This is a genomic window from Pseudomonas sp. NLJ1 (assembly GCF_049486705.1).
Lineage (GTDB): Bacteria > Pseudomonadota > Gammaproteobacteria > Pseudomonadales > Pseudomonadaceae > Aquipseudomonas > Aquipseudomonas inefficax.
Map to the genome: position 1 here is coordinate 2,695,549 of NZ_CP137735.1, position 14,787 is coordinate 2,710,335.

Consider the following 14,787-nt stretch of genomic DNA (forward strand, 5'->3'; position numbering starts at 1 on the left):
GCCGAGAGGCTCCCACCGTTCATTCATATACGCGAGGTACTCCCCATGGTGCACAGCATGACCGCTTTTGCTCGTGTCGAGCGCGCCGGCAGCCAAGGCACCCTGGTCTGGGAGCTGCGCTCGGTCAACCACCGTTACCTGGAGCCGCACCTGCGTCTGCCCGAGGCCCTGCGCGACCTCGAAGGCGCCGTGCGTGAAGGCCTGCGCCAGGGCCTGTCGCGGGGCAAGGTGGAATGCACCTTGCGCCTCAACGAAGACAGCAACGGCAAACCGCTGAAGGTGGACCGCGAGCGCGCCGCGCAGCTGGTTGCCGCCGCCGAGGAAGTGGCCGGGCTGATCAAGCAGCCGGCACCACTGAACCCGCTGGAGGTGCTGTCGTGGCCAGGCGTGCTGGTAGCCGACGCCAGCGATCCACAGGCACTGAATACAGAAGCCATGGCGTTGTTCGATCAGGCGCTGGCCGAGCTCAAGGCCGGGCGCCAGCGTGAAGGCCAGGAACTGGCCCGGTTGATCAACGAACGTTTGGACAACATGGCCAGCGAAGTCACCACCCTGCGTGCCCTGGTGCCGCAGATGCTGGCAGCGCAACGGCAGAAGATCCTCGACCGCTTCGGCGACATGCAGGCCGAACTCGACCAGCAGCGCCTGGAGCAGGAGATGGTGCTGCTGGCGCAGAAGAGCGACGTGGCCGAGGAACTCGACCGCCTCAGCACTCACGTCACCGAAGTACGCCGGGTGCTCAAGGGTGGCGGTGCCGCCGGCCGACGCCTGGACTTCCTGATGCAGGAACTCAACCGCGAGGCCAATACCCTAGGCTCCAAGGCCTTCGACCCACGCAGCACGCAAGCGGCGGTCAACCTGAAGGTATTGATCGAACAGATGCGTGAACAAGTACAGAACATCGAGTAAGGCCACCCCGACCATGAACCACAGCAGCGGCACCCTCTACATCGTTTCGGCCCCTTCGGGCGCCGGCAAGACCAGCCTGGTCACCGCCCTGATCAAGGCCGACAAGCGCGTAAGCGTCTCGGTCTCGCACACTACCCGCGCCATGCGCCCAGGCGAAGAGCACGGCGTGAACTACCACTTCGTCAGCCATGACGACTTCAAGGGGCTGATCGCCAAGGGTGACTTCCTGGAACACGCCGAAGTGTTCGGCAATTTCTACGGGACTTCGCGCAGCGCGCTGCAAGAGGTGCTCGACCAGGGCAATGACCTGATCCTGGAGATCGACTGGCAAGGCGCCCAGCAGGTACGCAAGCTGATGCCCGAGGCCTTGTCGGTGTTCATCCTGCCGCCAAGCCAGCAGGCCCTGCGCGAGCGCCTGGATGGCCGCGGGCAGGATAGCGAAGAAATCATTGCCGGGCGCATGCAGGAAGCGGTCAGCGAGATGGTGCACTACGACGAGTACGACTACGTGATCATCAACGATGATTTCGACGTGGCGCTGGAGGATTTGAAAGCGGTGTTCCGCTCCAATCGCCTGCGGCTGAAGAAGCAGCAACAACGCAACAGCGGGCTGCTGAAAGAACTACTTTCCTGAAAGAGCGAACGGGGCTGCTTTGCAGCCCATTCGCAGCACAAGGCTGCTCCTACATCGACAGCGTACATCGCGCCATTGCAGGAGCAGCCTTGTGCTGCGAATGGGGCGCAAAGCGCCCCCAGCTTTATTCCTGCAAAGGCAAGGTAGCCTGCTGACGCAGGGTTGCCCCCAGGAAGTATGCCGGCGCGCGCAGGCGCGACAGCATCATCAGCACGATGCCCAGCACCGAGATGATCGCGGCGATCACGAACACCAGCCCCAGCCCGCCCACATGCGAGCCGCTGCCGAAGTCCGGCGAGGCGCTGTCGATGGCGGTACGCAAGAAGATCACCGACAGGATTACCCCACCCACCAGCGGGCACAGGCCGCGCATCAGGAAGTGGCGCAGGCTGTCGAACAGGCTGTGGCGGAAGTACCAGACACAGGCGAAGGCCGTCAGCGAATAGTAGAAGCAGATCATCATGCCCAGTGCAGTGATGGTATCCGCCAACACGTTCTCGCTCAGGGTGCGCATGGTCACGTAGAACAGGCCCGCAGCCACACCAGCGCAGATGGTGGCGTAACGCGGGGTCTGCGAACGTGGGCAGACGCTGGCGAACTTCTGCGGCACTGCACCGTAGTATCCCATGGCCAACAGGGTGCGCGCCGGCGACACGAAGGTCGACTGCAGCGACGCCGCGGTACTGGCCAGCACAGCGATGGACATCAGGATCGCCAGCGGCCCCATGACCGGACCGGCCAGGTGGGCGAAGACGTTTTCCTGGATGCGCGGGTTGTTCAGGCCCAGGCCTTGTTCGCTGATACCGGCAAACTGCAGGGTGGCAATGGCGGTGAACAGGTACAGGCCGAGGATCAGCAACACGGTCCAGGTGGCCGCCTTGCCCGGCACCTCGTCACTGCCGACCGATTCCTCGCTGACGGTCAGGCACACGTCCCAGCCCCAGAAGATGAAGATCGACAGCGACAGCCCGGCGGCAAAGGCCGAGAACGATTCGACGCCGAACGGGTTGAACCAGGCGAAATCGAATTCCAGCGGTGGCGGCGCCGTGGTTTCGCCGAAAGCGGCAAAGGCAAATCCGATCAGCACCAGCAACTGCAGGGCCACCAGGCCGTATTGCACGGTCATGGTGGTGGTCATGCCGCGACAGCAGATCCACACCGCCAGGGCGATGAACACGCAACAGGTGGTTATGTTGATGAGCAGGTTGTCGGCCAATGCCGCCAGCTCATGCTTGCCGGTGATCTGGCCAAGGAACAGGTAGAAGAAATCGACCGCCACCCCGGCCAGGTTCGACAACACGATGGTGGTGGCGACCACCAGGCCCCAGCCGCCGATCCAGCCGATCATCGGGCCGAAGGCACGCGCCGACCAGGTAAACGAAGTGCCGCTGTCCGGCTCCGCCGAATTCAGTTCGCGGTAGCCCAGGGCCACCAGCAGCATCGGCAGGAAGCCGACGATGAACACCGCTGGCAGGTGTGCGCCCACTTCGCGCACGGTCGGGCCAAGGGCGCCGGTCAGGGTGTAGACCGGGGCGATGGTGGAAATGCCCAGCACCACGCTGGCCAGCAAGCCCAGCCGGCCCGTGGCCAGGCCCTTGCTGCGCTGGGTGTTGCCCGCGTCGGCCGCCACATCGGGTGGGCGGCCGGCTTCTGTGTAATTGCTCATGAGTATTTGCCGTAAATTTTGGAATTGTTTTCACAGGCCTTGCGCACAAGGCCCGCTTTCACTCATTGAAAGCTTGTTGCCGGGAACAAGTCATCCGAGACCTTCGGGTGACGTCAGAATGCCTCCTGCCGTGCGCCCTCCCGTGTAGCGTAAGCAATGCAGGCCTCGCGAAACGCCTGGAACAGGCGCCGCGAGACCGGGTTCTCGGTAAATCGCCACTCCGGGTGCCACTGCACGCCAAGCACAAAGCCCGGCGCCGCAGGCATGGACACCGCTTCGATCAGGCCATCCGGGGCCCGTGCCTCGACGCGCAGGCCCGGGGCCAGGCGGTCGATGCCCTGGCTGTGCAGCGAGTTGACCTCGAACTGCGCAGCCAGGCCCAGGCGCTCGAACAACCCGCCAGGCTCGATGCCGACAAGGTGACGAGCGCCGTATTGCACCTCCAGGGGTGCGTCCTCAGGTTCACGGTGGTCAAGGTAGCCGGGCAGTTCCTGCACGCGCTGGTGCAGGCTGCCGCCCAGCGCCACATTCAATTCCTGGTAGCCACGGCAAATACAGAACACCGGCACACCAGCGGCAATGGCCGCCTGCAACAGCGGCAGGGTCAGGCGATCGCGTGCCAGATCGTGCCGGGTACCCGCCGCGCTGGGGGCGCCATTGTAATGATGCGGTTCGATATTTGAAGGTGAGCCGGTAAAAACAATGCCGTGCAGACGAGCCAGCAGCGCCTGCGTGTCGCTGCCCCCGTCGCGGGCCGGCAAGATCAATGGCAAGCCGGCAAAGCCGGCCGCCTCGACATACTTGTCGCCTACCGTATGCGACGAGTTCTTCCCCACCTGCTGGCGGCAGGCGCTGACACCGATCAAGGGGACCGCATTTGCGCTCATGGGCTTACACCGTGTGCAGGTACCAGTTGTACTCGAGGTCGGAAATCGACACTTCGAACTCGGCCAGTTCGCTTTCCTTGCAGGCCACGAAGATATCGATGTAGTCCGGGCTGATGTATTGGTTGAGGACTTCGCTGTCGTCCAGCGCGCGCAGGGCATCGCGCAGGTTGTTCGGCAGGCTCTGCTCCAGTTGCTCGTAGGAGTTGCCTTCGATCGGTGCCTGCGGTTCGACCTGATTGGTCAGACCATGGTGAACACCGGCGAGGATCGCCGCGAGCATCAGGTAGGGGTTGGCGTCGGCGCCGGCCACGCGGTGCTCGAGGCGTACGTTGTCGCTGCTGTCGGTGGGCACGCGCACGGCCACGGTGCGGTTGTCCAGGCCCCAGCTTGGCGCATTGGGCACGTAGAATTGCGCGCCGAAGCGGCGGTAGGAGTTGATGTTCGGGCAGAGGAAGGCCATCGACGCCGGCATGGTCTCCAGCACACCACCGATGGCGTGGCGCAACGCGTCGCTTTGCAGCGGGTCGTCGCTGGCGAAGATGTTCTTGCCGGTTTTCTTGTCCAGCAACGAAATATGCACGTGCAGGCCGTTGCCTGCCTGGCCTGGGTAAGGCTTGGCCATGAAGGTGGTGTCCATTTCATGGTCGTAGGCAACGTTCTTGATCAGGCGCTTGAGCAGGATCGCATAGTCACAGGCCTTCAGCGGGTCGGCCACATGGTGCAGGTTGACCTCGAACTGTGCCGGGGCGCTTTCCTTCACGATGGCATCGGCGGGCAGGCCCTGCTCCTTGGCGGCTTCGAGCATGTCCTGCAGGCAGTCGGCATATTCGTCGAGGTCGTCGATCAGGTACACCTGGGTCGACTGCGGGCGCTTGCCGGAAATCGGCGAGCGCGGCGGCTGCGGGCGACCGTTGAGGTTGTCCTGGTCGATCAGGTAGAACTCAAGCTCGAACGCGGCGCAGATATCCAGGCCCAGGTCATCGAACTTGCTCACCACCTGGCGCAGTACTTCGCGCGGGTTTGCGAAGAACGGCTGGCCATCGAGCTCATGCATGGTCATCAGCAGCTGGGCAGTGGGACGCTTCTGCCATGGCTCGTCCGACAGCGTGCCGGGGATCGGGAAGCAGATGCGGTCGGCATCGCCGATGTCCAGGCCAAGGCCGGTGCTCTCGACGGTGGACCCGTTGATGTCCAGGGCGAACAGCGATGCCGGCAGGTTGATGCCCTTCTCGTACACCTTGTGCAGGCTGGCCCGCTCGATGCGCTTGCCACGTACCACGCCGTTCATGTCGGAGATCAGCAGGTCGACGTACTGCGTGTCCGGATGGGCCTGGAGGAAGTCATTCATCTCGCTGGAAGAACTGGCGCACGGGGTTACCGACGTCATGGCTGTACATCCTTTGATTTGCTGCGGCGATGTGGGGGATACGGCTGGCGCCTCACGGGCGACGATGGTTGCAGCTGTTGTTCTTTTCACTTTCCCATCGTGGGGATTGGTTACCCGACCGGGCGCATTGATTCCCGGGGGCCGTTCCACTATAAAATGGCCAAAACGCAACAGACATTGGCAATTCGGCAAGCAGAGCGTGCACCAATGCAATATCAGATTACCCATGCCGACCTCTCCCTGGTCCTGGCCCTGGAACGTGGCCGCTCGCTGGCCAAGGCCGCCGAGCTGCTCAAGGTCGACGTGTCGACGGTCTTCCGCTCGATCCGCCGACTGGAGTCGGCGCTGGGCACCGCCTTGTTCGTCAAGAGCCGCAAGGGCTACCTGCCGACTGATACCGCCCAGGCCTTGGCTGAACAGGCCGAGCGCGCCGAGCAGGCGCTGGAGGCAGCGCGCATCGCCATGACCAGTGGCGAGCAGGTGGTCAGCGGCACCGTGCGGCTGACCTGTACCGAGGCGGTGATGCATAGCTTGCTGCTGCCGGCTCTGGCCGAGTTCATGCCCAACTACCCGGCCTTGTCGCTGGAGATGGGCACTTCCAATACCTTCGCCAATCTCAGCCGGCGCGATGCCGACATTGCCCTGCGCCTGACCAACACGCCACCAGAGCACCTGGTGGGCCGCAACCTGGGGTCCACCTCCTACGTAGTCTGCGGCCAGCCGCAATGGCGCGAACGCCTGGCAGAGTCACCTGCCAGCGTGCCGTGGATCGCCCCCGACGACTCGATGCAGGACCACCCCACGGTGGTCTGGCGCAACCAGCAGCACCCGGGGTTGAGCCCGCGCTACCAGTGCAGCGGCATGTCGACCATCGCCCAGCTGGTCACGGCCGGGCTCGGCGTGGCAGCGTTGCCGGACTACATGGTGCACGCGCTGCCCGGGGTGGATGCGCTGAGCGGGCCGCTGCCGGGTTGCGACACCCAGCTGTGGCTGCTGACCCGGCCGGACTGCCGGGCGTTGCGCTCGGTGCAGACCCTGTTCGAGGAGCTGACCCCGCGGTTGCGTGACGCGATGCTCTGAGGGTATCGTCAGGCTCATGTATCGAGAGTGTCTGTTGCGGCCCTTTCGCGGCTGAAGCCGCTCCCACAGGGTGCGGTGATGGACCTGAGGACAATGCGGTCCCTGTGGGAGCGGCTTCAGCCGCGAAGAAGGCAACACAGGGCTTGAAGGTAACCACCCGACAAAACAGCGCTTCCCTATTGGCTGGTGATTTTTTAAACTATCGAGTCCGCCTGCCCATTATCGGGCTGCACGCCCACCGCAATTGCTACTGAGGAAGACCATGGCCCGCGTAACTGTTGAAGACTGCCTGGAACACGTGGATAACCGCTTTGAGCTGGTCATGCTCTCGACCAAGCGCGCTCGCCAGCTGGCGACCGGCGGCAAAGAGCCACGCGTTGCGTGGGAAAACGACAAGCCGACCGTTGTTGCCCTGCGTGAAATCGCCGAAGGCATCGTCACCAACGAATTCATCGCCGCTGAAGAGATCGTCACCGAGGATCCGGTGTTCGCCGCGTTCGAGGACGAGAACAACGAGGCTGTCTGATTGATGCCAGGTCGACGTCGCACGGCGCAAGGCCCCCTTCCTCGGCAGGAGGTAAACCCATGCCGGGTATAGAAGCCTTGGCCGAACGGCTGTCGACCTATCTTGGCCCCGAACAGGTCAACCTGGTCCGGCGTGCCTATTTCTACGCCGAACAGGCCCACGATGGGCAGCGCCGCCGCAGTGGCGAGCCCTACGTGACCCACCCGCTGGCCGTGGCCAGCATCCTCGCCGACATGCACATGGACCATCAGAGCCTGATGGCGGCCATGCTGCACGATGTGATCGAAGATACCGGCATCGCCAAGGAAGCCCTCAGCCAGCAGTTTGGCGAGACCGTGGCCGAACTGGTCGACGGGGTCAGCAAGCTGACCCAGATGAACTTTGAGACCAAGGCCGAGGCGCAGGCCGAAAACTTCCAGAAGATGGCCATGGCCATGGCCCGCGATATCCGCGTGATCCTGGTCAAGCTGGCCGACCGCCTGCACAACATGCGCACCCTGGAAGTGCTGTCCGGCGAAAAACGCCGGCGCATCGCCAAGGAAACCCTCGAGATCTACGCCCCCATCGCCAATCGCCTGGGCATGCATACCGTGCGCGTGGAGTTCGAGGACCTCGGCTTCAAGGCCATGCATCCGATGCGTTCGTCGCTGATTCACCGTGCGGTGAAAAGCGCTCGCGGCAACCGCAAGGAAATCGTCGCCAAGATCGAGCATTCGCTGGCCAACTGCCTGGCTGCCGACGGCATCGAGGGCGAGGTCAGCGGCCGGCAGAAACACCTCTATGGCATCTACAAGAAGATGCGCGGCAAGCGCCGCGCCTTCAACGAGATCATGGACGTGTACGCCTTCCGCATCGTCGTCGACAAGGTCGACACCTGCTACCGCGTACTCGGTGCGGTGCACAATCTGTACAAGCCGCTGCCCGGTCGTTTCAAGGATTACATCGCGATCCCAAAGGCCAACGGCTACCAGTCGTTGCACACCACGCTGTTCGGCATGCACGGCGTGCCCATCGAAATCCAGATCCGCACCCGCGAGATGGAGGAGATGGCCAACAACGGCATCGCCGCGCACTGGCTGTACAAGTCCAACGACGACGAGCAGCCCAAGGGCAGCCACGCCCGCGCCCGCCAATGGGTCAAGGGCATCCTCGAGCTGCAGCAACGTGCCGGCAACTCGCTGGAATTCATCGAGAGCGTGAAGATCGACCTGTTCCCGGACGAGGTCTACGTGTTCACGCCAAAAGGCCGCATCATGGAGCTGCCCAAAGGCTCCACGGCCGTCGACTTCGCCTATGCGGTGCACACCGACGTCGGCAACAGCTGCATCGCCTGCCGCATCAACCGCCGCCTGGCGCCGCTGTCCGAACCGCTGCAAAGCGGCTCGACGGTGGAAATCGTCAGCGCCCCGGGCGCACGGCCGAACCCGGCCTGGCTCAACTTCGTGGTTACCGGCAAGGCGCGTACGCACATCCGCCACGCGCTCAAGCAGCAGCGTCGCTCCGAGTCCATCAGCCTGGGCGAACGCCTGCTGAACAAGGTGCTCACCGGCTTCGACAGCAGCCTGGAGATGATCCCCCAGGAACGTATCCAGGCGATTCTCGCCGAGTACCGCCTGGAACTGATCGAAGACCTGCTCGAAGACATCGGCCTGGGCAACCGCATGGCCTACGTGGTCGCACGCCGCCTGCTGTCGGCCGAAGGCGAGCAGTTGCCAGCACCGGAAGGCCCGCTGGCGATCCGCGGTACCGAAGGCCTGGTGCTGAGCTACGCCAAGTGCTGCACGCCGATCCCGGGCGACCCGATCGTGGGCCACCTGTCAGCCGGCAAGGGCATGGTCGTGCACCTGGAAAACTGCCGCAACATCAGTGAAATCCGCCACAACCCCGAGAAGTGCGTACAGCTCTCCTGGGCCAAGGACATCACCGGTGAATTCAATGTCGAGCTGCGTGTCGAACTGGAGCACCAGCGCGGCCTGATTGCCTTGCTGGCCAGCAGTGTCAACGCTGCCGACGGCAACATCGAGAAAATCAGCATGGACGAACGCGACGGCCGTATCAGCGTGGTCCAACTGGTGGTCAGCGTGCACGACCGCGTGCACCTGGCGCGTGTGATCAAGAAGCTGCGTACCCTGACCGGTGTGGTCCGCATCACCCGCATGCGTACGTAGTCCGCCAACCGCAAGGAGTCATCATGAGCAAGACCGTCATCAACAGCGACAAGGCCCCTGCCGCCATCGGCACCTACTCGCAGGCGATCAAGGCCGGCAACACCGTATACATGTCGGGCCAGATCCCGCTGGACCCGAAGACCATGGAACTGGTCGATGGCTTCGAAGCCCAGACCGTACAAGTGTTCGAGAACCTCAAGGCCGTGGCTGAAGCCGCTGGCGGTTCGTTCAAGGACATCGTCAAGCTGAACATCTTCCTCACCGACCTGAGCCACTTCGCCAAGGTCAACGAGGTGATGGGCCGCTACTTCGAGCAGCCTTACCCGGCCCGCGCCGCCATCGGTGTTGCCGCGCTGCCGAAAGGCGCCCAGGTCGAAATGGACGCCATCCTGGTCATCGAATGATGCCCCGGTGACGGGCGCCCTGCCCGTCACCTTCCCTTCTCTGCAAGGTTACCCCGTCATGCGTCAAGCACTGCCCCTAGCGCTGGCAGCCCTGCTTCTGGGCGGCTGCGCCAGCCACAAACCCGAAGATTTCAACGGCACCTGGATCAACCAGGACGCCATCAATGCGGCCGTCAAGGGCGGCAGCCTGCGCCAGGCGCTCAATGAGCACGGGCCGGTGTTCGAGTGGAAGCTCGACGTTGCCAGCCAACAGGCCAGCTACAGCAATGGCTTCGAAGCGGCCGACGGCCAGCTGAGCGCCACCGACAAGCAATGGCAGGCCAGCTTCCAGGGCGGCCAGACTGAACAGCTGTCGCTCGATGGCGACGAACTGCAGGCTGTCGATCAAAACGGCGGCAAGCAGACCTTCGTGCGCGCCAAAGCGCCGACGGCGGCCAATGCGCCACTGGGCAGCAGCTTCGAGAAAGCCCTGTACCAGGCCTATCTGGGCGGCAACTGGAAGATCATCGAAGGCCAGGGCAAAGGTGCCAGCGTGCGCTTCGGCGACACCGGCAACGTCACCGGCCTGCCGGGGCCAGACCGTTTCGCCCTGTGCCTGGCGGGTGATTGCGCGACCATGGGTGGCAGCAACGACAGCCTGTGGCTGGAGCGCAACCAGCGTGGCGCGCCGTTCATCCTCAAGCGCGATGGCGACAAGCTGGAGATTTTCCAGGCAGTGAACCGGGCGCAGCCGGATGAAATGCCAGTGCTGGCAGCCGGCAAGCGCCAGTGGGTGCTGGAGCTGGATTGAGACTTGCTGGATCGCGGCCGAATACACCGGCCTCTTCGCGGGTAAACCCGCTCCCACAGGTACACCGCCAGGCTTGAAACCAGTGGTATATCTGTGGGAGCGGGTTTACCCGCGAAGAGGCCAGTAGCCTCAGCACAGGCCTTTCAGGATGGCCGCATAACCTTCCTTGTAGCTCGGATACGCCGGCGCCCAGCCCAACGCCCGCGCCCGGGCGTTGCTGCAGCGCTTGCTGCCGGTGCGCCGCACGCGCTGCTCATCCGACCATTCGGTTACCCCCATGTACGCCCGCAGCCAGGCCACCACATCGGCCAGCGGCGCCGGGTCGTCGTCGACGCCGATGTAGCAATCGTCCAGCACCTTGCCGTCGGCATCCGCCTGCAACAGGAACGCCAACAGGCCGGCAGCATCCTCGGCATGGATGCGGTTGCCATACAGCGGTGGCTCCTCGGCCACGCGGTAGCCTTGGCGCACCTGGCTGAGCAGCCACTCGCGGCCCGGGCCATAGATGCCGGTCAGGCGCACCACGCTGGCCGGGATGCCGCTGGCCAGTGCCAGCCGTTCAGCCTCCAGCATCAACCGCCCGGAATAACCTTCAGGCTCGGTGGCGGCGCCTTCTTCGATCCACTCGCCGTCCTTCTGTGCATACACGCTGCTGCTGGACACGAACAGCAGGCGCCGTGGGCGTTGGCCACGCTCGGTCAGCCAGGCCAGCACATGGCGCAAACCGTCGACATAGGCTGCCTGGTAACCCGCCTCGTCGTGCTGGCTGGCCGCCACGCAATACACCAGGTAGTCCGGCGCGCGCTGCGGCCAGGCGTCGGGAATCGATGGCTCGGACAAGTCCGCAGCCACCGGCACGACCCCCGCCGGCAACTGCCCGACCGACCGACGCAGGCCGCTCACCTGCCAACCGCGCGCAAGCATCTGCCGGGCAAGGCGCCCGCCTACATCACCACATCCCACCACCATCACGGAAAGGCCTGACATCTCTAAACTCCCTAGACCAATTGATCAGCCCGACCACGCTACACGATGGATGGCTAGACCATAGGCGAAAAAAGCAACAAGATTACTTTTGTTAACAAGAATTACTTGCAATAATGGCCGCCAAATTGTTCTCGGCCTACCTCGAGGCCTTGGAGAACGTTCACTTTATTCTTCATCAGGTCCGGCCAGCATGACACGTACTCAACCTTCCGCTTCGCCAACCCCGTCGCGCGCCTGGCGCGCCATCGCCGCGCTGACACTCAGCCTGGTGCTGGCCCCGGCGGCCATGGCCGATGAGCCAACTGCCAATGCTGCCACGCCTGCAGCCGCTACTGCACCAGCTGCTCCGGCAACTGCTCCAGTCGCAGCACCGGCTGACGGCGCAGTTGCCGCCACCCCGGCTGATGCCCCGGTCGCGGTAGACCCGAGCGTCGAAGCCCTGGTTGAAGACACCTCGCTGGGCATGGCCCACGACCTGTCCCCATGGGGCATGTACAAGAACGCCGACGTGGTGGTGAAGGCGGTAATGATCGGCCTGGCCATCGCCTCCATCATCACCTGGACCATCTGGATTGCCAAAGGCTTCGAGCTGATGGGCGCCAAGCGTCGCCTGCGTGGTGAAATCGCCCTGCTGAAGAAGTCCGCCAGCCTCAAGGAAGCCAGCGAGGTTTCCAACAAGGAAGGCACTCTGGCCCACACCCTGGTCCACGATGCCCTCGAAGAGATGCGCCTGTCGGCCAACGCCCGCGAAAAAGAAGGCATCAAGGAGCGCGTCAGCTTCCGCCTGGAGCGCCTGGTACACGCCAGCGGCCGCACCATGAGCAGCGGCACTGGCGTACTCGCCACCATCGGCTCTACTGCGCCATTCGTCGGCCTGTTCGGTACCGTATGGGGCATCATGAACAGCTTCATCGGCATCGCCAAGACCCAGACCACCAACCTGGCCGTGGTTGCCCCGGGTATCGCCGAAGCCCTGCTGGCCACCGCCCTGGGCCTGGTCGCAGCAATTCCGGCCGTGGTCATCTACAACGTCTTCGCCCGCTCCATCGCCGGCTACAAGGCCCAGGTGTCCGACGCCTCCGCCCAGGTGCTGCTGCTGGTCAGCCGTGACCTGGACCACCAGGGCAGCGATCGCGTTGCCCCGCACATGGTGAAAGTGGGGTAAGCCATGGGCCTGCATCTCAACGAAGGTGGCGACGACCTCGCCGAGAACCACGAAATCAACGTTACGCCGTTCATCGACGTAATGCTGGTGCTGCTGATCATCTTCATGGTCGCAGCCCCCTTGGCCACAGTCGACATCAAGGTCGACCTGCCGGCCTCGACCGCCAAGCCGGCACCGAGGCCCGAGAAACCGGTGTTCGTAAGCGTCAAGGCCGACCAGAAGTTGTACGTCGGTGACGATCAGGTCCCTGCCCCCGACCAGCTTGGCCCGATGCTCGATGCCAAGACCAAGGGCGACAAGGAAACCACCATCTTCTTCCAGGCTGACAAAGGCGTGGATTACGGTGACCTGATGGACGTGATGAACAACATGCGCGCGGCCGGCTACCTCAAAGTCGGTCTTGTAGGTCTCGAGACGGCAGCCAAGAAATGACAAGAACGCGCTCTAACATGGCGCGCTACGGTGGCAGCCTGGCGATCGTGCTGGGCGTGCACGTGGTCGCCGTGCTGCTGACGCTCAACTGGTCGGTGCCCCAGGCCATCGAACTGCCCCCGGCAGCCATGATGGTCGAACTGGCGCCGTTGCCAGAGCCTGCGCCACCACCGCCCCCTAAAGCGGCGCCGCAGCCACCGGCACCGGTCGAGGAACCGCCGCTGCCGAAGCTGGCCGAGGCACCCAAACCCAAGATCGCCATTGCCAAGCCGCCCAAGCCGAAGGCCAAGCCGCAGCCGCCAAAGCCCGAGAAAAAGCCTGAGCCGCCGAAGGAAGCACCGCCGACCGAACAAACGGTAGACGCACCGCCCAGCAACACGCCACCGCAGAAGTCCGCGGCACCGGCGCCGAGCATTGCGTCCAACAGCAACGCCCTGCCGACCTGGCAGAGCGACCTGCTGCGTCACCTGGCCAAGTACAAGCGTTACCCGGAAGACGCGCGTCGGCGCGGCCTGCAGGGCATCAACCGCCTGCGCTTCGTGGTCGACGCCGAAGGCAAGGTGGTGTCGTACTCCATGGCCGGTGGCTCGGGCAGTGCCGCCCTGGACCGGGCGACCCTGGAAATGATCCGTCGGGCCGGCACGGTACCCAAGCCGCCACCCGAGTTGCTGAACAATGGCACGATCGAAGTCGTGGCACCGTTCGTCTACTCGCTGGACCGCCGCTGAGACTTTTGCTTCTGTCACAAATCGGCAAGTCTGATAACGTGCGTCTATCGATTGCAGCCGCTATGCTGGGCTCGCAACTTCATGGACGCACGTTATGACCCTCACAGAATTACGCTACATCGTCACACTCGCCCAGGAACAGCACTTCGGCCATGCCGCCGAGCGCTGCCACGTGAGCCAGCCGACCCTGTCGGTCGGTGTGAAGAAGCTCGAGGATGAGCTTGGCGTGTTGATCTTCGAGCGCAGCAAGAGCGCGGTCCGTCTGACCCCGGTCGGCGAAAGCATCGTCGCCCAGGCACAGAAGGTACTGGAGCAGGCCCAGGGCATTCGCGAGCTGGCCCAGGCCGGCAAGAATCAACTCACCGCCCCGCTCAAGGTCGGTGCCATCTACACCGTCGGCCCGTACCTGTTCCCGCACCTGATCCCGCAACTGCACCGCGTGGCGCCGCAGATGCCGCTGTACATCGAAGAGAACTTCACCCACGTACTGCGCGAAAAACTGCGCAACGGCGAACTGGACGCGGTGATCATCGCCCTGCCGTTCAACGAAGCCGACGTGCTGACCCTGCCGCTGTACGATGAACCGTTCTGCGCCCTGATGCCGGCCGACCACCCGTGGACGGCGAAAAAGACCATCGACACCGCCATGCTCAACGACAAGAGCCTGTTGCTGCTCGGTGAAGGCCACTGCTTCCGCGACCAGGTACTGGAAGCCTGCCCAACGCTGAACAAGGGCGGTGAAGGATCCAAGCACACCACGGTGGAGTCCAGCTCGCTGGAAACCATCCGCCACATGGTCGCCTCGGGCCTTGGCGTGTCGATCCTGCCGCTGTCGGCGGTGCACAGCCACCATTACGCCCCCGGCGTCATCGAGGTTCGCCCATTGACTGCACCGGCTCCATTCCGCACCGTGGCCATTGCTTGGCGCGCCAGCTTCCCGCGGCCGAAGGCCATCGAGATCCTCGCCGATTCGATCCGCCTGTGCTCGGTCGCCAAAGCCCCAGCGGAACAACCGGCCTGAGTC

General features: G+C 63.8%; 15 protein-coding genes. 11 read left to right on the top strand and 4 right to left on the bottom strand.

Annotation, left to right across the window (positions count from 1 at the left end; translation table 11 throughout):
• The first annotated feature begins 45 nt into the window (after window positions 1-45).
• Both R9B85_RS12065 and gmk read left to right on the top strand, forming a co-directional pair.
• Window positions 46-909, top strand: a complete 864-nt coding sequence (locus tag R9B85_RS12065) for a YicC/YloC family endoribonuclease (protein ID WP_112249418.1) — start codon at window positions 46-48, stop codon at window positions 907-909.
• A 13-nt stretch (window positions 910-922) separates the two neighbouring features.
• Entirely contained in the window at window positions 923-1,543 is a 621-nt protein-coding gene (gene gmk, locus R9B85_RS12070) for a guanylate kinase (protein WP_112249419.1), read from the top strand.
• Window positions 1,544-1,667: 124 nt separating this feature from the next.
• Here the strand turns inward: gmk and R9B85_RS12075 are convergent, their stop codons facing one another.
• From R9B85_RS12075 to R9B85_RS12085, 3 genes are all read right to left on the bottom strand, one after another.
• Window positions 1,668-3,209: an APC family permease gene (locus R9B85_RS12075; protein WP_112249420.1), complete on the bottom strand. Its 1,542-nt coding sequence runs from the start codon at window positions 3,207-3,209 to the stop codon at window positions 1,668-1,670.
• A gap of 113 nt (window positions 3,210-3,322) precedes the next feature.
• The gene (locus tag R9B85_RS12080; protein ID WP_112249421.1) at window positions 3,323-4,096 is read right to left on the bottom strand and encodes a gamma-glutamyl-gamma-aminobutyrate hydrolase family protein; all 774 of its coding nucleotides are present in this window, start codon (window positions 4,094-4,096) and stop codon (window positions 3,323-3,325) included.
• Window positions 4,097-4,100: 4 nt separating this feature from the next.
• Window positions 4,101-5,483, bottom strand: coding sequence for a glutamine synthetase family protein (locus tag R9B85_RS12085; RefSeq protein ID WP_423771037.1), 1,383 nt, complete (start codon window positions 5,481-5,483; stop codon window positions 4,101-4,103).
• A 207-nt stretch (window positions 5,484-5,690) separates the two neighbouring features.
• On the opposite strand from R9B85_RS12085, the gene R9B85_RS12090 reads away from it, so the two are divergent.
• The 5 genes from R9B85_RS12090 to R9B85_RS12110 all read left to right on the top strand — a co-directional run bounded on the left by R9B85_RS12090 (window position 5,691) and on the right by R9B85_RS12110 (window position 10,451).
• Entirely contained in the window at window positions 5,691-6,563 is an 873-nt protein-coding gene (locus R9B85_RS12090; protein ID WP_013974798.1) for a LysR family transcriptional regulator, read from the top strand.
• Window positions 6,564-6,825: 262 nt separating this feature from the next.
• The gene (rpoZ, locus tag R9B85_RS12095; RefSeq protein WP_003253383.1) at window positions 6,826-7,089 is read left to right on the top strand and encodes a DNA-directed RNA polymerase subunit omega; all 264 of its coding nucleotides are present in this window, start codon (window positions 6,826-6,828) and stop codon (window positions 7,087-7,089) included.
• 59 nt (window positions 7,090-7,148) lie between these two features.
• Window positions 7,149-9,257 (top strand): bifunctional GTP diphosphokinase/guanosine-3',5'-bis pyrophosphate 3'-pyrophosphohydrolase, encoded by a 2,109-nt coding sequence (spoT, locus tag R9B85_RS12100; protein ID WP_013974799.1) that lies wholly within the window; start codon window positions 7,149-7,151, stop codon window positions 9,255-9,257.
• A gap of 23 nt (window positions 9,258-9,280) precedes the next feature.
• Window positions 9,281-9,661 (top strand): RidA family protein, encoded by a 381-nt coding sequence (locus R9B85_RS12105; RefSeq protein WP_085621514.1) that lies wholly within the window; start codon window positions 9,281-9,283, stop codon window positions 9,659-9,661.
• Between the two features lie 58 nt (window positions 9,662-9,719).
• Window positions 9,720-10,451 (top strand): hypothetical protein, encoded by a 732-nt coding sequence (locus R9B85_RS12110; protein ID WP_207877009.1) that lies wholly within the window; start codon window positions 9,720-9,722, stop codon window positions 10,449-10,451.
• 129 nt (window positions 10,452-10,580) lie between these two features.
• On the opposite strand, the gene R9B85_RS12115 is transcribed toward R9B85_RS12110, so the two are convergent.
• Entirely contained in the window at window positions 10,581-11,438 is an 858-nt protein-coding gene (locus R9B85_RS12115; RefSeq protein WP_207877007.1) for an SDR family oxidoreductase, read from the bottom strand.
• A gap of 190 nt (window positions 11,439-11,628) precedes the next feature.
• On the opposite strand from R9B85_RS12115, the gene exbB reads away from it, so the two are divergent.
• From exbB to R9B85_RS12135, 4 genes are all read left to right on the top strand, one after another.
• A complete protein-coding gene (gene exbB / locus R9B85_RS12120; RefSeq protein WP_207877005.1) occupies window positions 11,629-12,603 on the top strand; it encodes a tonB-system energizer ExbB in 975 nt (324 codons plus the stop codon).
• Between the two features lie 3 nt (window positions 12,604-12,606).
• On the top strand, window positions 12,607-13,035 hold the full coding sequence (exbD, locus tag R9B85_RS12125) for a TonB system transport protein ExbD (protein ID WP_112249425.1): 429 nt from the start codon (window positions 12,607-12,609) through the stop codon (window positions 13,033-13,035).
• Window positions 13,032-13,763, top strand: a complete 732-nt coding sequence (locus R9B85_RS12130; RefSeq protein WP_112249426.1) for an energy transducer TonB — start codon at window positions 13,032-13,034, stop codon at window positions 13,761-13,763. Before exbD ends, R9B85_RS12130 begins: the two co-directional genes overlap by 4 nt.
• A gap of 94 nt (window positions 13,764-13,857) precedes the next feature.
• On the top strand, window positions 13,858-14,784 hold the full coding sequence (locus R9B85_RS12135) for a hydrogen peroxide-inducible genes activator (RefSeq protein WP_013974805.1): 927 nt from the start codon (window positions 13,858-13,860) through the stop codon (window positions 14,782-14,784).
• The last annotated feature ends 3 nt before the right edge of the window (window positions 14,785-14,787 follow it).

Coding starts and splice junctions, on each gene's coding strand:
- R9B85_RS12065 (WP_112249418.1), top strand. CDS start 46: ATGGTGCACAGCATGACCGCTTTTGCTCGTGTCGAGCGCGCCGGCAGC.
- gmk (WP_112249419.1), top strand. CDS start 923: ATGAACCACAGCAGCGGCACCCTCTACATCGTTTCGGCCCCTTCGGGC.
- R9B85_RS12075 (WP_112249420.1), bottom strand. CDS start 3,209: ATGAGCAATTACACAGAAGCCGGCCGCCCACCCGATGTGGCGGCCGAC.
- R9B85_RS12080 (WP_112249421.1), bottom strand. CDS start 4,096: ATGAGCGCAAATGCGGTCCCCTTGATCGGTGTCAGCGCCTGCCGCCAG.
- R9B85_RS12085 (WP_423771037.1), bottom strand. CDS start 5,483: ATGACGTCGGTAACCCCGTGCGCCAGTTCTTCCAGCGAGATGAATGAC.
- R9B85_RS12090 (WP_013974798.1), top strand. CDS start 5,691: ATGCAATATCAGATTACCCATGCCGACCTCTCCCTGGTCCTGGCCCTG.
- rpoZ (WP_003253383.1), top strand. CDS start 6,826: ATGGCCCGCGTAACTGTTGAAGACTGCCTGGAACACGTGGATAACCGC.
- spoT (WP_013974799.1), top strand. CDS start 7,149: ATGCCGGGTATAGAAGCCTTGGCCGAACGGCTGTCGACCTATCTTGGC.
- R9B85_RS12105 (WP_085621514.1), top strand. CDS start 9,281: ATGAGCAAGACCGTCATCAACAGCGACAAGGCCCCTGCCGCCATCGGC.
- R9B85_RS12110 (WP_207877009.1), top strand. CDS start 9,720: ATGCGTCAAGCACTGCCCCTAGCGCTGGCAGCCCTGCTTCTGGGCGGC.
- R9B85_RS12115 (WP_207877007.1), bottom strand. CDS start 11,438: ATGTCAGGCCTTTCCGTGATGGTGGTGGGATGTGGTGATGTAGGCGGG.
- exbB (WP_207877005.1), top strand. CDS start 11,629: ATGACACGTACTCAACCTTCCGCTTCGCCAACCCCGTCGCGCGCCTGG.
- exbD (WP_112249425.1), top strand. CDS start 12,607: ATGGGCCTGCATCTCAACGAAGGTGGCGACGACCTCGCCGAGAACCAC.
- R9B85_RS12130 (WP_112249426.1), top strand. CDS start 13,032: ATGACAAGAACGCGCTCTAACATGGCGCGCTACGGTGGCAGCCTGGCG.
- R9B85_RS12135 (WP_013974805.1), top strand. CDS start 13,858: ATGACCCTCACAGAATTACGCTACATCGTCACACTCGCCCAGGAACAG.